This is a genomic window from Amycolatopsis sp. NPDC051758, assembly GCF_044453095.1.
Lineage (GTDB): Bacteria > Actinomycetota > Actinomycetes > Mycobacteriales > Pseudonocardiaceae > Amycolatopsis.
The window spans coordinates 30,679-50,586 of sequence record NZ_JBITCJ010000019.1; the positions used below are offsets into that span (position 1 = coordinate 30,679).

General features: G+C 69.9%; 26 protein-coding genes. 8 read left to right on the plus strand and 18 right to left on the minus strand.

Features of this window, described 5'->3' with window-relative positions:
* Positions 1-3 precede the first annotated feature (3 nt).
* The 3 genes from ACIA5G_RS49570 to ACIA5G_RS49580 all read left to right on the plus strand — a co-directional run bounded on the left by ACIA5G_RS49570 (position 4) and on the right by ACIA5G_RS49580 (position 1,624).
* Positions 4-219: a hypothetical protein gene (locus ACIA5G_RS49570; protein ID WP_395936776.1), complete on the plus strand. Its 216-nt coding sequence runs from the start codon at positions 4-6 to the stop codon at positions 217-219.
* Positions 216-923, plus strand: a complete 708-nt coding sequence (locus ACIA5G_RS49575; protein ID WP_395936778.1) for a winged helix-turn-helix transcriptional regulator — start codon at positions 216-218, stop codon at positions 921-923. The genes ACIA5G_RS49570 and ACIA5G_RS49575 overlap by 4 nt, the downstream gene beginning before the upstream one ends.
* Positions 924-985: 62 nt before the next feature.
* On the plus strand, positions 986-1,624 hold the full coding sequence (locus tag ACIA5G_RS49580; protein WP_395936780.1) for a DUF4142 domain-containing protein: 639 nt from the start codon (positions 986-988) through the stop codon (positions 1,622-1,624).
* Positions 1,625-1,634: 10 nt separating this feature from the next.
* Here ACIA5G_RS49580 and ACIA5G_RS49585 read toward each other — a convergent pair whose 3' ends face one another.
* Positions 1,635-1,967, minus strand: a complete 333-nt coding sequence (locus ACIA5G_RS49585; protein WP_395936782.1) for a hypothetical protein — start codon at positions 1,965-1,967, stop codon at positions 1,635-1,637.
* A gap of 172 nt (positions 1,968-2,139) precedes the next feature.
* Between ACIA5G_RS49585 and ACIA5G_RS49590 the strand changes: the two genes are divergently transcribed.
* Entirely contained in the window at positions 2,140-2,634 is a 495-nt protein-coding gene (locus ACIA5G_RS49590; RefSeq protein WP_285483690.1) for a MarR family winged helix-turn-helix transcriptional regulator, read from the plus strand.
* A gap of 138 nt (positions 2,635-2,772) precedes the next feature.
* Here ACIA5G_RS49590 and ACIA5G_RS49595 read toward each other — a convergent pair whose 3' ends face one another.
* The 5 genes from ACIA5G_RS49595 to ACIA5G_RS49615 form a co-directional block, all read right to left on the minus strand.
* The gene (locus tag ACIA5G_RS49595; RefSeq protein ID WP_395936784.1) at positions 2,773-4,524 is read right to left on the minus strand and encodes a chloride channel protein; all 1,752 of its coding nucleotides are present in this window, start codon (positions 4,522-4,524) and stop codon (positions 2,773-2,775) included.
* A gap of 45 nt (positions 4,525-4,569) precedes the next feature.
* Positions 4,570-4,998, minus strand: coding sequence for an SPW repeat protein (locus tag ACIA5G_RS49600; protein ID WP_395936786.1), 429 nt, complete (start codon positions 4,996-4,998; stop codon positions 4,570-4,572).
* Between the two features lie 273 nt (positions 4,999-5,271).
* Complete coding sequence (locus ACIA5G_RS49605; RefSeq protein ID WP_395936788.1) at positions 5,272-6,564, minus strand: ArsB/NhaD family transporter; 1,293 nt, start codon at positions 6,562-6,564, stop codon at positions 5,272-5,274.
* A 16-nt stretch (positions 6,565-6,580) separates the two neighbouring features.
* Complete coding sequence (locus ACIA5G_RS49610) at positions 6,581-7,027, minus strand: CBS domain-containing protein (RefSeq protein ID WP_395936790.1); 447 nt, start codon at positions 7,025-7,027, stop codon at positions 6,581-6,583.
* Positions 7,028-7,066: 39 nt separating this feature from the next.
* Positions 7,067-8,272 (minus strand): cation:proton antiporter, encoded by a 1,206-nt coding sequence (locus ACIA5G_RS49615; RefSeq protein ID WP_395936792.1) that lies wholly within the window; start codon positions 8,270-8,272, stop codon positions 7,067-7,069.
* A gap of 202 nt (positions 8,273-8,474) precedes the next feature.
* Here ACIA5G_RS49615 and ACIA5G_RS49620 point away from each other — a divergent pair, with 202 nt between their 5' ends.
* On the plus strand, positions 8,475-9,854 hold the full coding sequence (locus tag ACIA5G_RS49620; protein WP_395936794.1) for an amino acid permease: 1,380 nt from the start codon (positions 8,475-8,477) through the stop codon (positions 9,852-9,854).
* A gap of 3 nt (positions 9,855-9,857) precedes the next feature.
* On the opposite strand, the gene ACIA5G_RS49625 is transcribed toward ACIA5G_RS49620, so the two are convergent.
* The gene (locus tag ACIA5G_RS49625) at positions 9,858-10,886 is read right to left on the minus strand and encodes an ion channel (RefSeq protein WP_395936796.1); all 1,029 of its coding nucleotides are present in this window, start codon (positions 10,884-10,886) and stop codon (positions 9,858-9,860) included.
* 182 nt (positions 10,887-11,068) lie between these two features.
* Between ACIA5G_RS49625 and ACIA5G_RS49630 the strand changes: the two genes are divergently transcribed.
* Genes ACIA5G_RS49630 through ACIA5G_RS49640 form a run of 3 tightly spaced genes read left to right on the plus strand, consistent with a single transcriptional unit; the run spans position 11,069 to position 14,017 of the window.
* Positions 11,069-12,256 (plus strand): glycine betaine/L-proline ABC transporter ATP-binding protein, encoded by a 1,188-nt coding sequence (locus ACIA5G_RS49630; RefSeq protein WP_395936798.1) that lies wholly within the window; start codon positions 11,069-11,071, stop codon positions 12,254-12,256.
* On the plus strand, positions 12,249-13,097 hold the full coding sequence (locus ACIA5G_RS49635) for an ABC transporter permease (protein ID WP_395936800.1): 849 nt from the start codon (positions 12,249-12,251) through the stop codon (positions 13,095-13,097). Before ACIA5G_RS49630 ends, ACIA5G_RS49635 begins: the two co-directional genes overlap by 8 nt.
* Before the next feature lie 14 nt (positions 13,098-13,111).
* Positions 13,112-14,017, plus strand: a complete 906-nt coding sequence (locus ACIA5G_RS49640; RefSeq protein ID WP_395936802.1) for a glycine betaine ABC transporter substrate-binding protein — start codon at positions 13,112-13,114, stop codon at positions 14,015-14,017.
* A 43-nt stretch (positions 14,018-14,060) separates the two neighbouring features.
* Here the strand turns inward: ACIA5G_RS49640 and ACIA5G_RS49645 are convergent, their stop codons facing one another.
* From ACIA5G_RS49645 to ehuC, 11 genes are all read right to left on the minus strand, one after another.
* Complete coding sequence (locus ACIA5G_RS49645; protein ID WP_395936804.1) at positions 14,061-14,420, minus strand: DUF4440 domain-containing protein; 360 nt, start codon at positions 14,418-14,420, stop codon at positions 14,061-14,063.
* 92 nt (positions 14,421-14,512) lie between these two features.
* Complete coding sequence (locus tag ACIA5G_RS49650; RefSeq protein ID WP_395936806.1) at positions 14,513-14,788, minus strand: hypothetical protein; 276 nt, start codon at positions 14,786-14,788, stop codon at positions 14,513-14,515.
* Between the two features lie 14 nt (positions 14,789-14,802).
* Complete coding sequence (locus ACIA5G_RS49655) at positions 14,803-15,351, minus strand: hypothetical protein (protein WP_395936808.1); 549 nt, start codon at positions 15,349-15,351, stop codon at positions 14,803-14,805.
* A gap of 119 nt (positions 15,352-15,470) precedes the next feature.
* Entirely contained in the window at positions 15,471-15,695 is a 225-nt protein-coding gene (locus tag ACIA5G_RS49660; protein ID WP_395936810.1) for a hypothetical protein, read from the minus strand.
* Complete coding sequence (locus ACIA5G_RS49665) at positions 15,692-16,048, minus strand: hypothetical protein (RefSeq protein ID WP_395936812.1); 357 nt, start codon at positions 16,046-16,048, stop codon at positions 15,692-15,694. Before ACIA5G_RS49665 ends, ACIA5G_RS49660 begins: the two co-directional genes overlap by 4 nt.
* Positions 16,035-16,454, minus strand: a complete 420-nt coding sequence (locus ACIA5G_RS49670; RefSeq protein WP_395936814.1) for a hypothetical protein — start codon at positions 16,452-16,454, stop codon at positions 16,035-16,037. Before ACIA5G_RS49670 ends, ACIA5G_RS49665 begins: the two co-directional genes overlap by 14 nt.
* A gap of 2 nt (positions 16,455-16,456) precedes the next feature.
* Positions 16,457-17,317 (minus strand): universal stress protein, encoded by an 861-nt coding sequence (locus ACIA5G_RS49675; RefSeq protein WP_395936816.1) that lies wholly within the window; start codon positions 17,315-17,317, stop codon positions 16,457-16,459.
* Positions 17,314-17,739 (minus strand): hypothetical protein, encoded by a 426-nt coding sequence (locus ACIA5G_RS49680; RefSeq protein ID WP_395936818.1) that lies wholly within the window; start codon positions 17,737-17,739, stop codon positions 17,314-17,316. Before ACIA5G_RS49680 ends, ACIA5G_RS49675 begins: the two co-directional genes overlap by 4 nt.
* 58 nt (positions 17,740-17,797) lie before the next feature.
* Entirely contained in the window at positions 17,798-18,562 is a 765-nt protein-coding gene (gene ehuA / locus ACIA5G_RS49685; RefSeq protein ID WP_395936932.1) for an ectoine/hydroxyectoine ABC transporter ATP-binding protein EhuA, read from the minus strand.
* Between the two features lies 1 nt (position 18,563).
* On the minus strand, positions 18,564-19,220 hold the full coding sequence (ehuD, locus tag ACIA5G_RS49690) for an ectoine/hydroxyectoine ABC transporter permease subunit EhuD (RefSeq protein WP_395936820.1): 657 nt from the start codon (positions 19,218-19,220) through the stop codon (positions 18,564-18,566).
* Position 19,221: 1 nt separating this feature from the next.
* The gene (gene ehuC, locus ACIA5G_RS49695) at positions 19,222-19,896 is read right to left on the minus strand and encodes an ectoine/hydroxyectoine ABC transporter permease subunit EhuC (protein ID WP_395936822.1); all 675 of its coding nucleotides are present in this window, start codon (positions 19,894-19,896) and stop codon (positions 19,222-19,224) included.
* Positions 19,897-19,908 lie beyond the last annotated feature (12 nt).

Sequence of the window (19,908 nt, forward strand, 5' to 3'; positions counted from 1 at the left end):
GGCATGACCGTCGAAACCCACCAAGCCGACGACATCACCGACGAGGTCAGCACCTGGCTGACCGGCGAGTTCGCCTCGCGGCTGCCCGCGGCCGACATCACCGAGATCGTCCACTCGGCCCGCACCGACCTCGAAGGCCAGATCGTGCCCGAGGCCATGGGCGAGATGCTGCACCGGCTGGCCCGGTTCCGCGTCTTGCGCACGCTCGAACACGCATGACTGCGTATCGCCAGCACTGCCCGGTGTCGTCCGCGGCCGAAGTTTTCGGACAGTCGTGGACCCTGCTCGTCGTCCGGGAACTGCTGCACGGCAACAGCCGGACCAGCGAGATCGCCCGTGGCGTGCCCGGGATGTCGTCCGCGCTGCTGGCCCGGCGACTCAAGCAGCTCGCCGAAGCCGGCGTGATCACGCGACTGGCGTCAACCGGCGAAGGACGGTTCGCGCTCACCCCGGCCGGACGCGACCTCGCGCCGGTGATCGAGCAGCTGGGCCGCTGGGGCCGCCGCTGGATGCCGCCACCACGCAGCGGTGACCTGAAGCCGAACCTGCTGCTGCTGGACATCTGCCGGAGCATCGATCCGGCCCGGCTCCCCCGGGAAAAAGTCTCCCTGCACCTGAGGTTCGCCGAGACCCCGCCGCCGCGCTGGTGGTGGCTGGTTCTCTCCCCCGAAGGTGCTGCGTCCACCGACAGTGATCCGCGGTTGCCGACCGTGGCCAGGATCGACTGCACGGTGTCCGCGCTCGCCGGGGTCTGGCTCGGCCATCGGAGCTGGCGGGAGGCGCTGGCCGACCACGCGATCCGGTTCGACGGCACCCGCGAAGCGGTCCGGAACGCGATCAGCTGGCTCGGCCGCAACCGCTTCACCGATCCCGCGATGACCGTTTCCGTGACGAACAGAACGACGAGACAACAGTTTGACTGAACCAACTGCTTCCGGGATCCGTGTCCTCCGGGGAAAGCACCGAACTCCCCTGGAGGCCCACGATGAAGTCCCGGAAGCCGTGGATCGCGCTGAGTGGCGCGCTCGCCCTCGCCGTCGCGGCGTGCGCCCCGCCGAACGCCCAGGTCGTGACCGCTCCCCAAGCCCCGGCCTTGACCGGCCAGACGGCCGCACCACCGGCGACCCTGACGGAGGCCAACCTCACCCAGACGCCGTTCGGGCCGATCAGCCCCACCGGGCGGAAGCTGCTGACCATCGTGCAGCAGACCAGCCTCCGCGAAATCACCACCTCGACGTGGGCGATCCAGCGCTCGGCCAACCCTGCGGTCCAGGAAGCCGCCCGGACGATCATCACCCAACACAAAGACCTCGAGAGCCGGGACACCGACATCAGCTCCCAGATGGGCTTGGCCGTCCCCACCCAGCCTGCGCCGGACATGCAGGTCGGTATCGAGCGTATGCGCGGCGAGTTCGGGGAGGAGTTCGACCGGGACTACGTCAACACCTTGCGCAAGGCGCACGCCGAGGCGTTGATCCTGGTCTCGACAGTGCGCGCGGATACCCGCAACACCCTGGTCCGGCCGTTCGCGGACCTCGCGGGCGACTACATCAAGACCCACATCAACCTGCTGGAGAAGACCGGCGACGTCGACTACGCACAGCTGCCGGTGCCGAGCCTGTGAGGCTGCGGGGTCAGCGGCGGTATGGCGCCTCGGGTGCCGGCTGCCCCACCCCCGGCCGCGGCCGGTACGGGATCGGCCTCGCCACAGTCGGTCGCGGCCGGCGTGCCGCCACGGGCCTCGCCTGCGGTCGCGGATGCCGGACCGGCGGCACCGGGCCCGGCCGGTTGACCCACGAGTCGAACACGACGATCAGCCCGGCGAACACCGCGACGATGAGTCCCACCGGGACACTGACCAACGCGGCCACCATCCCGGCGACGAGCAGCATCGGCAGCACCGCGAGCAGGCAGTACGGGTCGATCGGCCCGAACACGGGCCGGGACGGGCCCTCACGCCGGCTCATGCGCGTTCCGCCGCGATATGTTTCCTCCACTCATTGTTGCAGTATGCAATACTTCGCCATCCTGCACCAGTGAGGTCGATCACCCGGACGTTCCGGATGAATCGGGCGGCTCGCCGGGAGACTCGCCTGGTTGATCGGCGCACCCAGCCGCCCATCGGGCACACTGGTGGGTATGCCTCGCAGCTCCCCTGCCCTCGACGCCACGGACGTCGACGCTGTCACCGACGCCGTGCTGACCGCGTCCCGCCTGCTGGTGGCCGTGTCGGCCCGGTCGATCGCGGCCGCCGGCGACGCGATCACCCTGCCGCAGTTCCGGCTTCTGGTGGTCCTGCAGACGCGGGGGCCGCTGAAACACGCCGACCTCGCCGAGTACTTGCAGGTCACCCCGTCGACCGCGAGCCGGATGGTCGACCGGCTCGTCACCGTCGGCATGGTTGATCGCCAGCACAGCACCGTCTCACGCCGGGAGATCGTGCTGGCGTTGACCCGCGAGGGCACGAAGGTTGTTCGCCAGGTGACCGCGCGGCGGCGTAAGGAGATCGCGAAGATCGTCGCCCGGATGCCGGACGAGGCCCGGCACGGCCTGGTCGACAGCCTCACCGCCTTCGCCGAGGCCGGTGGCGAGCCGCCCGCGTCGGCCGTCGCTCCCGAAGCCGTGTGGACCTGACCTCGGCCGGCGAGCCTGGCCAGCATGGCCGTTGGAGGAGCGCAGCGCCTCCTCGTCATCGTCGACCGCGGCGCCTTCGCCGAGGTCCAGCGCTGACCGGCGGGCCGACTTCGAGCCAGGCGCCCAGGTCGTCGCTGCCTACCTGCGGATCTCCGCCGGGGTGATTGCGGACAGCACAGCTTGATGGGTGAGCCAGCCGGTCAGCTGGCGTTCGCCGTCGAGCACGGGCAGACCGGTGCCGGATGCGTTCGTCAGTGCGGTCAGCGCGTCGGCGAGCGAGGTCTCGCAAGTGACCAGGGGCGGCAGCTCGGCCAGGTCCCCCACGGTGCCGTCGTGGTCGTTGCCCAGGGCCTCGGCCACGGCCTGCGCCGTGACGCAGCCCTGGTACCGCCCACCGTCGTCGACCACGGGCAGGATGCCGTGCCCGGACACGGCCAGGGCATGCGCGGCCCGCTCCAACGGCATTCCCCCGGAAAGAGGTTCGGGCAGGGGCTCGGCGACAGCTTCGACCGTCGTCGCGGCCAGGCGGCGTTCCTGGGGGTGCCGGTCGAGGTCGACGCCGCGACGGCGCAGCTTGAGCGTGTAGATCGTGTCCCGGGACAACGCGCGGCTCGTCGCGGTCGCGATGACGATCGCGGTGAGCATCGGCAAGATGATCGTGTACTGGCCGGTCAGCTCGAACAGCACGATCACCGCGGTGATCGGCGCCCGCGCCGCCCCGGCGAACGCCGCACCCATCCCGATCAGCCCGTAGACGCCTGGCGACGCGGTCAGCGACGGTAGCCACGCGTGCACCACGATCCCGAACGCGGTCCCGCCCATCGCGCCGATGAACAGCGATGGCGCGAACACGCCACCCGAGCCGCCGATGCCGATCGTCAGGCTCGTCGCGACGATCTTGCCCACCAGCAACAGCAGCAGGAACCCGAGCACGTACTTGCCTTCGACCGCGTTCTGCAACACCGGGTAACCCACGCCGTACATCTGCGGCAGCGCCAACAGCAGCCCGCCGAGGAACACGCCGCCGACGGCCGGACGCAGCCACTCGGGACCGCGCCAGACCCAGTCGCAGAAGTCCTCGATCCAGTACAGGACCCGGGTGAAGAGCACCCCGCACGCACCCACGACAACACCGAGAACGACGAAGAGCAGGTACTCCACCGGGTTGCGCAGGGTGAAGGGCGGTAGGTCGAGGAACGCGGTGTTCCCGAACGCCGCCCGCCCGACCACGCTCGCGGTCACACTGGCCAGCACCACCGCGCCGAACGACTCGGCGGCGAAATCGCGCAGGATCAGCTCCATCGCGAAGAACGGCCCGGCCAGTGGCGCGTTGAACGTCGCCGCGATCCCGCCTGCCGCACCGCACGCCACCAGCACCCGCAGCCGGGACTCGGGCAGCCGGGTGAGACGGCCCAGGGTGGAGCCCAGCGCCGAGCCGATCTGGACGATCGGGCCTTCCCGCCCGACCGACCCGCCGGAGCCGATGGTCAGCGCCGAAGCCAGGGCTTTCACCGCGCTGACCTGGGCCGGGATCCGGCCGCCGCGCTCGGCGACCGCGTACATCACCTCGGGAACGCCGTGACCGCGGGCTTCCGGCGCGAACTTGTACACCAGTGGCCCGTAGATCAGCCCCGCCACCACCGGTGCGAGCAGCAGGAACCACGGCCCCAGCTCCGGGAGCCACGGATGGGCGGCCCGTCCCGCGTCGGAATAGTCCGCTTGGCCGGAGAACAGATGGGTGAACGTCGTGATCAGCCAGCGGAACACGATGGCGCCGAGCCCGGCTCCCGCCCCGATGAGCACGGCCAGCCCGACCATGCCGCTCCGGCTTTCCCGCAGCCACCTTCCGAGCGGCTGCCGGACCGGGACCGGGACGCGCCTGTCCGACATGCTGTTACCTGTAGACACTATTGCATTATGCAATACTTGGTTCGATCACCCGCCGAGACCCTCGACCTGCGCTTTCGCGCGCTGCCGATAGGTCAGGAGGGCACTGAGCCCACTCAGCCCCAGAAGGAGGACGCCCACGACGAGGTCGGTGACGATGACACGGGCGAGGTCGTACCCGAGAACGAAGGGCGCGACGATCAGCCAGAGACCGAGCACGGCGTTGACGACGCTGAACGCCGGGTAGTCCCGGGGAACGACCGTCCAGACCAGCGCCAGGACGGCGGCCACCAGGGCCACGAACACGTCGATGCCGTCGGCGAGTCCGCCCCGCACCTGACTGAAGTGCAGCACGTAGGGCGCGAAGCCGAGCCATAGAGCCGCCACGAAGGCCAGCGAGCTGGGCAGGCTGGGCGTCAGCGCACCTTCGGTGCCCGGACCGATCCAGAAGTGCTGTTCGGCACCACGAGTGACCATGATCCCTCCGGCGTTCCTCGTCGACTACTGTTGCATACGACAACAGTTTACTCTTCCGACGAAGAGACGCGCGGCGGTGGGACACAACGCTGTGTCCCACCGCCGCGTCACGGCGCCGCTTCCGCCCGAGCCGAACCAGTCCAGCACCCTGAAGTCCGCGCCCCTGAAACCATGACGCGTTCCTCGCTCACGACAGCCGCTCCAGCCTGCCGGCGCCGGACTCCACTGTCCCGCACGCGGCCGGCGGCCGACCTGACGATTGCCTTGCGATCGTCAGCCGAGCACGAAATAGCGCAGCCAGAGATAGGGCGCGGCGATCAGCACCGTCAGCAGTGTGACCTGGGCACCCTTGCGGGTGAACTCCCAGAACGAGATCGGGCTCCCCGACCGCGCCGCGATCCCCAGCATCACCACGTTGGCACTCGCGCCGATGGCCGTCATGTTGCCGCCGAAGTCGGCACCCAGCGCCAGCGACCACCAGAGCGCCTCCGAGTGCGCCGGATCCGGGATGTCCTGCGTGAGGGCCAGCACGAGCGGGCTCATCGTGGCCACGTACGGGATATTGTCGATCACCCCTGACAGCACCGCGGACACCACCAGGATCAGCATCACCGCGAACAGCGCGTTGCCACCGGTGGCCTCGGCCGCCAGCTTCGCCAGGTTGCCGATCACCCCGGTCTTCACCAGTGCACCGATCATGATGAACAGCCCGGCGAAGAACAACAGCGTCTCCCACTCGACACCGGCCAGGAAGTCCTTCGGCTCGGCCCGGGAAATCAGGACCAGCACCCCGGCACCGAGCAGGGCCACCACCGACGGCTCGATGTGGAACACCGAGTGCCCGATGAACCCGATGAACACCGCGAGCAGCACGAGACCACACTTGATCAGCAGTCCTCGGTCGCGGATCGCCTCGCGCTCGTTCAGCCGCATCACGTCGGCGACCCGCGCCGGGTCGACCGCGAACGACCCGCGGAACACCCACCGCAACGCGAGCGTGAACGCAACCAGCTCGATCACGACGATCGGAGCCATGTTGACCAGGAAGTCGTTGAACGACAGCCCGGCGCGGCTGCCGATGATGATGTTGGGCGGGTCGCCGATCAGGGTCGCCGCGCCGCCGATGTTCGACGCGAGCACCTCCGCGATCAGGAACGGCGTGGGCTTGATGTCCAGGCGATCGCAGACGAGCAGCGTGACCGGCGCGATCAGCAGCACGGTGGTGACGTTGTCCAGGAACGCCGACGCGACCGCCGTGATCAGTGACAACAGGAGCATCACGCGCAGCGGCGAGCCCTTGGCCCGTTTGGCCGCCCAGATCGCGATGTACTCGAACACGCCGGTCCGGCGCAGCACCCCGACGATGATCATCATCCCGAGCAGCAGGAAGACGACGTCCCAGTCGATCCCGGTGTCGTGGGAGTAAAACGCGTCCTCGGCGCCGGTCACCCCGAACGCCAGCACCACCCCGGCCCCGGCCAGGGCCGCCACCATCTTCGGGATCTTCTCGGTGGCGATGAAGACGTAGGCGACGACGAAGACCGCGACGGCGATGACGGTGCTCATCGCACCGCCCCCGGGCTCAGTGGGGCGTGAGGGCCAGCTCCAGCAGCCGGGACGCGGAAATCACTCCGAGCAGCTTCTTCCCCTCCATGACCGCGACCAGCGGGCAGCGCAGGCGGGCCATGATCGCCGCGACCTCCACGATCGTGTCGTCGCCCTGCACGCGCGGCAGCTCCGACGGCTTCTCCGGCAGCAGCGACCGCACCGTCTTGCCGCCCAGCTTGTCCGCGACCCGGTCGGCCATCGACTCGTCCAGCACCCCGGCCAGCGACGGGTCGTCCTGCACGTACCGCGGCACCAGGAACTGCACGACCTGCGACGCCGGCAGGATCGAACACGGGCACCCGGACGCGTCGGTGACCACGATGCCCGGCAGCCGCCGCTCGGCCAGCAGCTTCGTCGCGGCGAGCGCATCGGAGTCCAGGTCCACGACCGGGTAGTCCTCGGCCATCTCCACAGCGTGCATCTGTCCAGAGTACGGCGGGCCGGCCGGTTTCGTGCGGCACTATCCGGCGCTCCTTTCGGGTTCTTGACGGCCGGTGGGCAAGTTGTCCGGCGGCTCGAAGCTCAGGGCCTTCGCCACCGGGACGTCGGTGGAGGAGTGCAGGACGATCGACAGCGCGATCGTGACGGTGACCAGGTCGAACACCAGCTCCGCGTCCGGGATGCCGGACTGCAGGGCCAGCAGCCCGTAGACCACCGAGGCGAACCCCTTGGGCCCGAACCAGGCGGCCGCCGCCCGCTCCCGGCCGGACATCTTCGTCCGCAACAGCGACAACGCCATCGCAGCCGGCCGGACCAGCACGATCGCGAGCACGGCCAGCACCCAGCCGCCCACGCTCAGGTGCCCGAGCCGCTCCGGCGTGACCAGCGCACCGAACACCAGCAACGCCGCGAACTTGGTGATCTCCGACAGCAGGTCGCCGAGCGGTTCGAAGTGCTCGGCGGCCATCTTGTCCATCGTGGCGAGCGTCGAGCCGGCGGCGAACGCGGCCAGGTACGGGTTGGCGTGGGTCAGGTGGCAGGCGGCGTACAGCATCACGGCGATCGCGAGCGGGCCCAGCGCCTGCAACCGGGGCTCGGCGGTGAGGACCTTCAACCGCCACGCCAGCGTGACCAGGGCCGGGATTGCGACGCCCAGCACCAGGCCCAGCAGCAGCTCGATCCCGACCGTGCCCAGGTCGGAGTCGGCGTGCGCGGCGGTGGCCAGGAAGATCAGCACGAACGGCAGCGCGAGCCCGTCGTTGAGGCCGGACTCGACGTTGAGCAGCCGCCGCAGCCGCAGCGGGACGTCGTCGCGGCCGACGATCGCGGCCGCGAACACCGGATCGGTCGGCGAGAGGATCGCCCCCAGCAGCAGGGCGGTCGGCCAGTCCAGGCCGACCAGGAAGTGCGCCGGGACCGCGATCCCGACCATCGTCAGCGGCATCCCCAGCCCGAGGGCCCGGCCCGACAGCCGCCAGCCCTCTCGCAGAGCACGCACGTTGGCACGCTGGCCGTCGGTGAACAGCACGGTGAACAGCGCGATGTCGGCGAGCGCGGTGACCAGCGGATCATGCGGGGCGATCTGCACCAGGCCGAAGCCACCCTGACCGATCAACGCGCCGGCGAGCAGGAACAGCAACGCCGTCGACAGCACCGTCCGCGCCGCGACACCGGAGAGGGACACGCTGATGAGCAGGACGACACCGAACGCCAGTACGAGCGCCATGGAAATTCCGTCCTCGAGTCGAGTCCTCCGCCCGCTGCGGGCGAAGGGCCGACCAGACTTCCCGGCACTCCTCGCGTAAAGATGCCGCAAAGAACGGCCCGGGGCAAACCGGAAGCGCATACCCGGCCGTCAAGGTGGGCATGATCGCACCGCAGGATTTCGCAAAGATCCGGCGACCCGGCTTGACACGGAGGAACCTCGCTTGACCCAGCTGAAGAGCCGGCGCGGTGCGGTGACGCCCAGCCGCGCGGTGCTGCTTTTCGCCTTCGCCTTCGCCGTGATGGCCGACCCGGTGTCTTCGGTCGCCTACGCCATCGAAGCCGCGCTGCGGGCGCTGCGCGGCGACCTCGCCCTCCTGCTTCCGACGATGGCCCTCGTCGTCGGCATCGTCGTGCTGGTCATCGTCAACTACCACCAACTCGTCGCCCGGTACCCCCAGGGCGGCGGCGCCGCGGCCGCGACCGGCGAGGCATTCGGCGAAGGAACCGCCTTCGTCCCGATCGGGGCACTGATCGTCGATTTCGTGCTGACGATCGCGATCAGCTCCGCGGCGGGCGCCTCCGCGGTGATCGCGTTCTTCCCGGCGCTCGCGCCGTGGCGGGTCCTGATCGCGGTGCTGCTGGTCGCCGGGGTCGCGGGCGGCACCTGGTTCGGCCACCTGGGGCGCACGGTGTTCGCCCTGATGACGGTCGCCTTCATCGCGCTCACCGTCATCGTCCTGGTGTCGGCGTTCTTCGTACCCGCCCGGGCGGCCGCGACCCCCTCGCCCGATCCCGGCCACTCCCCGCTCATCGCGGTCGCGCTCGCCTTCCCCGTCGCGATGGCGCTGGCCACCGGGATCGAGGCGCCGTCGTCGGCGATCGCCCAGCTCGGGCAGCTCGACGACCCGGGCCGCCGCCGCTTCGGCCGGGTGACCCTCTGGCTGACCCTCGGCGTGGTCGGCACGAGCACCCTGGGGCTCACCGCACAGGCCGTGCGCCTCGGCGTCGGGGTCCCGCACGAGGACACGACGCAGATCGCCGAGCTCGCGCGGGCCGCGACGTCGACGCCGGTCTTCGCGGCGTTCCAGCTGACCACCGCGCTGCTGCTGCTCTCGGCGGCGAGTTCGTCGTTCCAGGCCGGCCCCGGGCTGTTCAAGGCACTCGCCCGCCACCAGCACGCCGACGGCACGAGCACGGGCATCCTGCCGGCCTGGCTGGGCCGGACGAACAGCCACCACACGCCGTACTGGGGTGTCGTGGTCTTCATGGCCGCGGCCGCGCTGGTCACCGCGGCCGCGGGCGGCCGAGACCAGGAGCTGGTGCTCTTCTACGCCGCCTCGGTGTTCGTCAGCTTCTTCGCAGGCCTGGTCGCGATGGCCCGGTTCTCCTGGCGGGACCGCCGGTTCGGGTTCCTGGCGATCAACTTCGCCGGAGCCGTGGCGGTGGCGTTCACCCTGGCGGTCAACCTCACCCGCGGCGACCCGGTCGTGTCGATCGCCGCCGCCTTGCTCATCGCCGCCGCCCTGTACTGGCTGTGGGTGCGGTCCGGGCGGCCGCGCGGCATCCGCAACGTCGCCGCCGAAGCCGAGGAAAACAACTGAGCTTCACTCGCGCAACGCGGTATCGACCTCCGCGTTGGTGAGCCGTCGCGGCCCCACGTAGTACAGCGTCGCTCCGACCGGCAGCTCGCCGTCCCAGCCGGGGTTGACCACGAGACCATCGGCGGTGCGGGCGGCCAGGATCGTGGCCCCGAACGACCGGCCGAGCGCGACCCGGCACCGCTCGGTCCGCAGCGTCCCGAGCGACTCCGGCAACGCCACGGAGTAAGTGCTCGCACCACCCGCGGTCATCAGCTCGGCGTAAACGTCCGCGATCCCGGGGGAGGTCAGCTCCTCGGTGACCATCCGAGGGGTGTGCCACTGCACGCACTTGATCTTCGGGTCGACGTACCGGACCAGCTCGGCGCGTTCCATGTCCCGCAACGCCACCACGACGTGTGCCGACGGGTTCGCGTGGTCGACGGTGACCGCGACGGCCAGTGCTTCGTTGTCGTCGGCCATGTCCACCAGAACGGTCGACGCGCGGTGCACGGCCGCCCGCGCCAGCACGTCGGCCGCGGTCGGGTCGCCCCGCACGAAGTCCACCGGTTCCCCGGGCATCGGGTGCACCGGGACCTCCTCGCCCGTGCAGAGGACGAGCCCGGTCGCGTCGTCGGCCAGCAGCTGGGCCACGATCCGCTCGGTCCGGCCCGCCGTGTAGCCGATCAGCACCGTGTGCCCGGTCGCGCGCACCGGTTCCGTTCCCTGCATCCGCCGTCCTTTCGCTTGTTCGAGCGCCGTGGCGAGCCGGGTGAACACTGTCGTGAGGGTCGCGATCCCGCCGATGATGACGTAGCCGCCGACGAAGTGCCCCGCGGTTGTCACAGGCGAGTAGTCGCCGTAGCCGACGGTGGCGGCCGTCACGACGAAGTACCACCAGTAGTTGCCCGGACGCACCAGGTCGCTGCCCGCCGGCTCGGCGAGCGCCATCAGCGGCCAGCTCGTCGCGAACACGAACACGACGACCGCCACCGGCAGCAGCCAGCCCCACGTCAATAGCCAGCGCGCGAGCAGCCGCGACAGGAAGAACGTCATGCATCCCTTTCGCCGAGGCAGTCGTGAATCCCGCCAGCCGAACACATCGACGAGCCGGACACAACGGACTTTATCGGACCGTAATCGCTTCAACCTGAGATCGAGTAACTATTGCCGTATGCAATGATGCCGCTGGTCAACGTTGCCCGTGTTCCGGTCCCCCAAGGAAAGTCGGGAGTCCATTGCCGACAGTCAGAGCCGAGAAGCTGTACAAGGTGTTCGGCAGGCGTTCCCAGGAAGCTGTCCGCCGCCTGGAGAGCGGCACGCCACGCGATGAGCTGGACGGTGCCACCGCGGCGGTCGTCGACGCCTCGTTCGAGGTCCGCGACGGTGAGATCTTCGTCGTGATGGGCCTCTCGGGTTCGGGGAAGTCGACGCTGCTGCGGATGCTCAACGGCCTGCTGCCGGCCACCGCGGGACGCGTCTTCGTGGACGATCAGGACCTCACCGGGCTGTCCAAGGGCGAGGTCCGGCAGCTGCGCAGCCGGCGGATGAGCATGGTGTTCCAGCACTTCGCCCTCTTCCCGCACCGCACCGTGCTCGACAACACCGCCTACGGATTGCGCGTCCAGGGTGTCCCCCGTGACGAACGCGTCCGGCGTGCGGAAGAGGCCTTGCGGCTGGTCGGTTTGGACGGCTGGGGTGACCGCCTGCCGAAGCAGCTTTCGGGCGGTATGCGCCAGCGCGTCGGCCTCGCCCGAGCGCTGGCAGCCGACACCGACATCTTACTGATGGACGAGGCGTTCAGCGCCCTGGACCCCTTGATCCGCAAGGAAATGCAGGACCAGCTGCTGCAGCTGCAGGCCGAGCTCGGCAAGACGATCGTGTTCATCACCCACGACCTCAACGAAGCCATGCGCCTCGGCGACCGGGTCGCGATGATGCGCGACGGCCGGATCGTCCAGATCGGCACCGCCGACGAGATCCTCACCACGCCCGCCGACGAGCACATCGCCCGGTTCGTGCGGGACGTCGACCGCACCCGCGTGCTCACCGCGAGCTCGGTCATGCGTCCGCCCGGGCGGACACTGGCGACCTCGTCGGGCCCGCGTGCCTCGATCCACACGATGCGGACGCTCGAGGTCACCGAAATGTTCGCCGTCGACCCCGACGGCGGGCTCGTCGGCATCGTCACCGCGGCCGATGCCGTCGCCGCCGCGGCCCGCGGCGCGAACACCGTCACGAGCGCAGTGAGCAACGGCTTCACCGAAGCCGGTCCGGACACCCCGGTTTCCGATCTGCTCGCCGCCGCGGCCGAGCAGCACCCGATCGCCGTCGTCGACGACCGGCGCCGGCTGCTGGGCGTGGTGACCCCGGCCGCGATCCTCGGTGCCCTGACCCCCGCTCAGGAGGTGAGCACCGATGCGTGAGACCGCCTGGCAGGTTCCGCGGATCCCCGTGGGCGACTGGTTCCAAGCCGTGGTCGACTGGCTCCAGAACAACATCGGCCCGTTCTTCGACGCGGTCGACACCATCATCAAGGGCGTCGTCGAAGGGCTTTCCGATGCCCTGCAAGCGCCACCGGCACCGGTGCTGATCATCCTGTTCGCCGCGCTCGGGTGGTGGCAGCGCGGCTGGCGCTTCGGCGTCGGCTCCGCGGTCGGCTTCGCCCTCATCGACAGCCTGGACCGCTTCCCGTCCGCCATGCAGACGCTCGCCCAGGTGCTCGTCGCGGGCGTCGTGGCCGTGGCGATCGCCGTGCCGATCGGGATCCTGGCCGCTCGCAACGCTGCCGTGAGCAGGATCGTTCGGCCGGTGCTGGACTTCATGCAGACGCTCCCGGCGTTCGTCTACCTGATCCCGGTGATCTTCTTCTTTTCGATCGGCCCGGTGCCCGGCGTCGTCGCCACGGTGGTGTTCGCGCTGCCACCGGGGGTGCGGCTGACCGAGCTGGGCATCCGCCAGGTGGACCCGGAGATGGTCGAAGCCGGCGAGGCGTTCGGCTCGCCACCCCGGAAGATCCTGACCGAGATCCAGCTCCCCTTGGCGATGCCGACGATCCTGGCCGGGGTCAACCAGATCATCATGCTGTCGCTGTCGATGGTCGTGATCTCCGGCATGGTCGGCGCGCCCGGCCTCGGCGCCGAGGTCTACGCCGCGGTCACCAGCCTGAAACTCGGCTCCGGCTTCGAGGCCGGGCTCGGCGTGGTCGTCCTGGCGATCTACCTCGACCGGCTCAGCAGCGCACCGCCGGAACGAAAAGACCGCTAGAGAAAGGAAGAAACGTGCGGAACACTCCGAAGATCCGCCGGATCGCCGCCCTCGGGACCGCGGTGCTGTCGGCGCTGGCGCTCACGGCGTGCGGTGGCCGCGAAGCGCAGTCGGGCAACGACCAGGGCTCGAAGTCGGTCACCATCGGCTACATCAACTGGGACGAGGACGTCGCGCTGACGAACCTCTACCGGGCCGTGCTGGAAAGCAAGGGCTACCAGGTCAAGACGCAGCTGCTGGACGTCGGCCCGATCTACGCGGGCCTGGCCAAGGGTGACGTCGACCTGTTCCTCGACGCCTGGCTCCCGGCGACGCACGAGCAGTACTGGAAGCAGTACTCCAGCCAGCTCGAAGACCTCGGCACCTGGTACGACAACGCGACCCTGAACCTCGCCGTGCCCGACTACGTCCAGGGCGTCGACAGCATCGCCGACCTCAAGGCCCACGCCGCGGACTTCGGCGGCAAGATCACCGGCATCGAGGCCAGCGCGGGCGAGACCGGGATCGTCGAGAAGACCGCGATCCCGAAGTACGGCCTCGACGGCACGATCACCTTGCAGAACTCCTCGACGACGGCGATGCTCGCTGCGCTCGACTCGTCCATCAAGGACAAGAAGCCGATCGTGGTGACGCTGTGGCACCCGCACTGGGCGTACTCGCGCTACCAGCTCAAGGACCTGAAGGACCCGCAGGGCGCGATGGGCAAGGGCGAGCAGCTGCACGCCATCGGCCGCAAGAGCTTCGGCACCGACTTCCCCACGCTGGCCGAGGTCGCCAAGAACCTCAAGCTCACCGACGAGCAGCTCGGCTCCCTCGAAGACCTGATCCAGCAGGCACCCAAGGGCCAGGAGAAGGCCGCCGCGCAGAAGTGGATCGACCAGAACAAGGCGTTCGTCGACCAGGCCTTCACCGGCCTCTGATACTCGTGCGGCCGCCGCCACGCGCCGGCGGCGGCCGCACGGCTCACCGTCGGGTCCGCTGGTGGAAGGTCAGCTTCCAACCGCCCGGCCGGCGCGCGTAGACGCTGCTCACCTGCGCCGAGTACGGCAGCGCCGAGCGCGTCGCCGCGATGCTGTAGCGGACCACGCCCGTGCCCTCGCTGAGCTGGACGCAGCGCAGGCCGTGCAGCCGGAAATCCTCCCAGACCGGACCGCACAACGCGTCGAGCGCCTCAACGCGGGTCCGGATCGGCGGCAAGTCGGACAACAGCACAACGATCCGCTCGTCGAAGACGCCGTCGTAGTACTTCCTCGCCGCTGCCGGAGTTGCCCGGAGCGCCTGCCAACCCTGCTGCTCCAGGTCGATCAGCTCTTCGTGCGCCACCGGCCGTCCTCCACCACGGTCCGGCGGTCGCCGGTGCCACCGCCAGCGTTCCGCATCCGAGAGTGGTTGCACCTGACGACTACCTTGCGATTTCACGCGTTCCCCAGAGCCCGGGTCGTAGCCCGACCGAGCGCGGCCACCGTGGGCCCGTCTGTTTGCGGCGGTGTGAGCAAGCCGCTGAGGTCACCGTGATCCCAGGCCGATGCCGTGGCGGTCGCGTGCCCGGTCCGGAACACCACCTGCGGCCACAACGCGCCGCCGAGCAACCCGCGAAGGTTCTGACGACGTTCGGGCGTGCCGAGCGCCTGCGGGACCGGAGCCGCGGTGAGCACGATCCGCTGCAGCGCCTGACCGGCCTGCAATCGCATGAGGGCACCGTCGGTCAAGGTGCCGACGGCCCCGCGAACACCTCGGCACCGGGATCAGCGGTCGCGGCCGGTTGCTCCAGGTGGGCCAAGGTGGCCAGCCAGGCCTGCTCAGCTTCGGCCGCCTGACGCAACCGTGCGGGCAGGGTCGCCGGCACCGGCGCCGGCACAGCCGGGTAGACGCCGTCGCCCAGGTGCGCGATCGCCGCGCCGAGCGGCCGATCGGCGGGGCCGGGGGCCCGGGGCGTGGTGGGGCGGACCGCGGCGAGCAGGTTGGGGATCCGGCGATCGGGCAGGTATCGCACCGCCGGCTCGAACCCCAGGAAACGGACGGCCGCGCGCAGGTTGAACAACGCGCCGCCGCAGGCCAGCAGGAGTTTCCGCTGCTCGAGGCCGGTCTCGGAAACGGCCCGTGTCGTCTCGGCATGCAGTTCGATCGCCACCGGCGTGCAGCGCAACCACCACGGCCGGCTGTCGTGCCACGACGCGCCGGCCCCGGCCGCCGGCCTGACCGACTCGACCTGCTCCGAGGTCAGCTCCCCCACCGGGGGCACCGATGTGGTCATGGTCGCGGCACCTCCCGTCCGGTCGGGTCATCCGGACCAGGGTGACCGGCCACGCAGGGGGGCCACAGCGTCCAAAGTCCTTCGCCGAGGGCAAGACCTCCTCAGGCGCGCAGTTCTGGTCAGCCGCCCTCGCCGGACCGCATCCGCTGCTGCCGCACCAGCACGACGACCAGGCTCCCCACGGCGATGCCCAGACCCGTCAGATCGACGGGGTTCAGCCCGGCGTGCCCATCGAGCCAGACAGCAGTCCAGCCGAGGACCGCGGCCAAGCGCCAGTAGCGGTGGCGTGCCGGGACGAGGACGAGCGCGACCATCGCCAGCACCGCGGCGAGCACGATGGTCACCGAGGCGGCTCATCGTGCGCGGGAACGGCGGCGGCCCGATGGTGGTGGGCCTCGGCCCGGCGAAGCGCCGCGATCGACCGCGTCATCGCCGCGTTCCACTCCGGCGACGTAGCCGGCCTGCCTGCCGCCGAATGCCGCGCTTCGGCCGCGTCCGCCAGCTCCTGAAAAGCCATCGCGTGCTCGGCGGCGACCTTCGCCAGTCCGCGTTCGACGCGGGCCTGGAATTCGCCACCCGGCTCGGCGGCCATCACCAGCCTCGCCGCCCGGGCCCGGTGCACGGATGCGGTGCGCCACATCAGCTCGACGACACCCTGCAGCCGCGACACCTCCGCCTCCTCTTCAGCGTGTTCCACGTTTCAGTCCCTCGCTCATCCGTTTCAGGTAGCGCAGCTGCGAACGGGTGTGCTCGCGGTCCCGGGCGACGCCGCCGAGCAGGCGGGCGAAGACCAGCTCCATGAGCCGCGCGCGCAGCCCCGCTCGGAATTCCGCCCAGACGTGGGCGCGGACCACCGTGCTGTCGTACCCGTAGCGCTCGACGCTCCACGTGACGCTCTCGGCGACGTCCACCGGCAGCCCCAGCCAGCGGTAGCGGGCGAACGAACTGCGGTTCAGGACCGGAGCCGGCCGCGAGCAGGAGGACTCGGCCCGCTCATCGGACAGCGGTGGCCTGCCGAGCCACTCTCCTTCGATGGTGCGTAGCGTCTCGCGAACCGCCGGCACCGGAGCCGCGATGACAATGGCTTCCACGTAGTCGAACACGGCTACGTCCCGGCTCCGACGACGCTCACCGGGCACGGCGCGTAGTGCAGGACGGTCCGGCTCACCGAGCCGCACAACAAACGCACGAAGCGATTCCGGCGCCGGTAGCCGACGACGAGCAAAGCTGCGTGCCTCGCGCGGTCCAGCAACGCCCGCTCGGGCAAGTCCCGGACGATTTCGTGCTCGAAGGGAACATCCGGATAGGCGGAGAGCCAGTCCGCCAGCTCGGCCACCATGGCCTCGGACGGGCCACCGCCGCGAATCCGGTTCGTCGTCGCGTGGACGAGGTGTACCCGGACCTCGTGCTTCCGAGCGAAGTCCATGGCGAAGGCCAGCGCGGCGGAGTTGTCGGCCACCGGATCCAGGCCGACGACCACGGGGCGTCCGACGGCCCCTGCGCCGGGTTCATCACCCCGGACAACGACGAGCGGCCGGCCTGGAGCTTGCGCGAGATCCGCGGTCGTCGAGCCGAACACCACACGGGCGAACGGGCCGGTGCCGGGCGGGCCGATCACCAGCATCGCGGCTTCGGACCGGGTCGAGATCCGCTGCAGCGCGTGGCCGGGCAGGTCTTCGAGCAGAACCGTCCGAACATCGAGGTCCGGGTGCGAATGACCGATCTCGTGCGCGAGTTCCCCGATCTCGATCTCCGCCTCCCGGCGGAGCCGTTCGGTTCCGCCGCACAGCGGCGCGAGCGCCACGTCCGGGTAGCCCGCGCTGGGCCAGTTCCAGTCCAGGGCACGTGCGACGAGAAGGGCGTTCTGCCGGCGGTCGGCCTCCGCCGCGGCCCAGAACACGGCTCGAAGGGACTCCTGGGTGCCGTCGTACCCCGCGACGATGACCGCCGGCTTCGTAGTCGTCACCGCTCGCTCCGATCGCGCAGCGACCGGCCCAGCACGGCCACGCCGATCGCCCAGAGCGTGAGGATCACGGCTCCGGCCGCGATGTCGCTCGTGGTCGTGGCCGGGGCCGGAGTTCCGGCGTTGTAGCCGAGGGCGATCGGTGCCACGATCAGCCAGGCCCCGGCGAGCGGCAGTACCGGCCGCCATACGTGCGCGGCCGCCGGCGCCACGAGCTGCGCGGCGCCGCACAGCAGCACGATCGTGCCGACGAGCACGTCGTTCCAGTAGCCGTTGAAGCCACCGCCGCTGAACTCCTGGTCCAGCTGGGAGGGGGAAAGCGCCAGCCACAAGCCTGCCAGGAAGGTCAGTGCGTGCACCACGGCCAGTGGGAGGTTGCCGACGCCCGCACCACCGCTCGTCCGAACCACAGTTCCCGTCCGCATGCCCCCAGCCTCTCGCGGACGAGCGCCACTGCACCTGACGAATAGCTTGCGATCCGCCTCAGCCGCGTTCGAGCACCGCCTTCAGGAACGTCCTCGTGCGCTCCTGAGTGGGTGCGGTGAACAGCTCTTCCGGCGGGGCGTCCTCGAGGATCCGGCCGTGGTCGAACATCAGAACCCGATCGGAGACGTGCCGGGCGAACTCCATCTCGTGCGTCACGCAGAGGATCGTGATGTCGGTGCTCGCGGCGATCTCCTTGAGCACGGCCAGCACTTCGGCGACCAGCTCGGGGTCCAGCGCCGAGGTGACCTCGTCGAGCAGCAGCACCTGCGGCCGCATCGCGAGCGCTCGGGCAATCGCCACCCGCTGCTGCTGCCCGCCCGACAACCGCGCCGGGTGGGCGTCCATCTTGTCGGCCAGCCCGACCAGCTGCAGCAGCTGCGCCGCCCGCGCGTCAGCCTCCTCTTTGGACAGACCGAGGACCCGCAGCGGCGCCTCGACGATGTTCTGCCGGACGTTCATGTTCGGAAACAGGTTGAAGTGCTGGAAGACCATGCCGATGCGCTTGCGCGCCGCCCGGAAGTGGCGCTCGTCGGCCGGAACGAGGCTGCCGTCCTTCAGCCGGTGGCTCAGGCACTGCCCGCCGACGTGGATGGCGCCGCCGTCCACCCGCTCCAGTGTCATCAGCAGCCGCAGGATCGTGGTCTTGCCCGAGCCACTCGGCCCGATCAGCGACACGAACTCGCCGCGGCCGACGCGGAAGCTCAGCTCGTCCAGCACGACGTGGTCGCCGAACCGCTTGACCACGTGGTCGAACCGGATCATCTCAGAGCTGTCCGACACGGCGCTCCACCTTCCGCACGAGGATCGACGCGGGCAAGCTCACCAGAAGGAACAACAACCCGGCGAGCGTGTAGGGCTCGATGACGCGGAAGGTCTCGGCGCCGACTTCCTTGGCCCGGTTGAGCACGTCGAGCACGCCGATCGCGAGCAACAGCGGAACCTCCTTGAACATCGAGATCGTGTAGTTCCCCAGCGCGGGCAGCACCCGTGGGATCGCCTGTGGCAGCACGACACCGGTCCACACCCGCCGCCGGGGCAGGTTCAGCGCCACCGCCGCCTCCCACTGGCCGGCCGGGACCGCTTCGATCCCCGCGCGGTAGACGTCAGCGGTGTAGCACGCGTAGTGCACGCCGAGGGCGATCACGCCGGTCACGAACCCGGAAAGCTTCAGCCCGATGGCCGGCTCGATCAGGTAGTAGAGGGCGAAGACCTGGATGAGCAGTGGTGTGCTCCGGATGAACTCGACCGCGCCGCCCACGACCGGGCTCAGCACCGGGACGCGAGCGCGGCGCAGCAAGGCGAACACGATGCCCAGCGTGTAGGCGAGCACCGAACCCAGCAAGGTCAGCTCGACCGTGGTGAGCAGCCCGTCCAGCAGCAGCGGCACCGACGCGGCCGCGCTGTCCCAGTCCCAGTCCACGTCACACCCCCGCGGTCCGGCGGCCGAGCCGTCGCGCTCCGGCGCGTTCGAGCACTCGCATGCCGTACTTGATCAGCAACGCCAGCAGCAGGTACAACACGAGTTCGGTCCCGTAGATCCAGACGATGTCCTGCCCGAAGACCGGCCGGAGCAGCTCACCGTGCTCGGCGATGTCGCCCGCCGAGATGAACGACAGCAGTGCGGTGCTCTTCAGCAGCTGGATGAACAGGTTCGTGAACGGCGGCAGCATCTCCACGACGGCCTGGGGCAGCAGAACCCGCCACATCCGCTGGACCGGGGACAGGTTCAGCGCGATCGCCCCCTCGTACTGGGCCCGGGGGATGGAGTTCACGGCGCCACGGACGATCTCCGCGCCGTAGGCGCCGTGGTTCAGGCCCAGCACGAGGATGCCGGCGAACAGCGGGACGAGCTTGAAGCCCACCAGCGCCGGCAGCACGAAGTAGAGCCAGAACAGCTGGACCACTTCGGACGTGCCGCGGAAGACTTCGACGTAGACCCGGCTGATCGCCCGGACCACCCGCGAACGCGAGATCAACGCCAGCCCCGCGGCGAACGCCAGCACGATCGTCAGGGCGATCCCGCCGGCCGCGGCGGACACCGTCGTCGTCAGGCCCTGCAGGATCGACGGCAGGATCGTGCCGAAGGAGTCAGGCAAGGCGATCTCGCA

Bases quoted from the DNA above. Each gene is read 5' to 3' on its own strand.
- ACIA5G_RS49570 (WP_395936776.1), top strand. From the start codon at position 4: ATGACCGTCGAAACCCACCAAGCCGACGACATCACCGACGAGGTCAGC.
- ACIA5G_RS49575 (WP_395936778.1), top strand. From the start codon at position 216: ATGACTGCGTATCGCCAGCACTGCCCGGTGTCGTCCGCGGCCGAAGTT.
- ACIA5G_RS49580 (WP_395936780.1), top strand. From the start codon at position 986: ATGAAGTCCCGGAAGCCGTGGATCGCGCTGAGTGGCGCGCTCGCCCTC.
- ACIA5G_RS49585 (WP_395936782.1), bottom strand. From the start codon at position 1,967: ATGAGCCGGCGTGAGGGCCCGTCCCGGCCCGTGTTCGGGCCGATCGAC.
- ACIA5G_RS49590 (WP_285483690.1), top strand. From the start codon at position 2,140: ATGCCTCGCAGCTCCCCTGCCCTCGACGCCACGGACGTCGACGCTGTC.
- ACIA5G_RS49595 (WP_395936784.1), bottom strand. From the start codon at position 4,524: ATGTCGGACAGGCGCGTCCCGGTCCCGGTCCGGCAGCCGCTCGGAAGG.
- ACIA5G_RS49600 (WP_395936786.1), bottom strand. From the start codon at position 4,998: ATGGTCACTCGTGGTGCCGAACAGCACTTCTGGATCGGTCCGGGCACC.
- ACIA5G_RS49605 (WP_395936788.1), bottom strand. From the start codon at position 6,564: ATGAGCACCGTCATCGCCGTCGCGGTCTTCGTCGTCGCCTACGTCTTC.
- ACIA5G_RS49610 (WP_395936790.1), bottom strand. From the start codon at position 7,027: ATGCACGCTGTGGAGATGGCCGAGGACTACCCGGTCGTGGACCTGGAC.
- ACIA5G_RS49615 (WP_395936792.1), bottom strand. From the start codon at position 8,272: ATGGCGCTCGTACTGGCGTTCGGTGTCGTCCTGCTCATCAGCGTGTCC.
- ACIA5G_RS49625 (WP_395936796.1), bottom strand. From the start codon at position 10,886: ATGACGTTCTTCCTGTCGCGGCTGCTCGCGCGCTGGCTATTGACGTGG.
- ACIA5G_RS49635 (WP_395936800.1), top strand. From the start codon at position 12,249: ATGCGTGAGACCGCCTGGCAGGTTCCGCGGATCCCCGTGGGCGACTGG.
- ACIA5G_RS49650 (WP_395936806.1), bottom strand. From the start codon at position 14,788: ATGCGATTGCAGGCCGGTCAGGCGCTGCAGCGGATCGTGCTCACCGCG.
- ACIA5G_RS49655 (WP_395936808.1), bottom strand. From the start codon at position 15,351: ATGACCACATCGGTGCCCCCGGTGGGGGAGCTGACCTCGGAGCAGGTC.
- ACIA5G_RS49680 (WP_395936818.1), bottom strand. From the start codon at position 17,739: ATGCGGACGGGAACTGTGGTTCGGACGAGCGGTGGTGCGGGCGTCGGC.
- ehuA (WP_395936932.1), bottom strand. From the start codon at position 18,562: ATGATCCGGTTCGACCACGTGGTCAAGCGGTTCGGCGACCACGTCGTG.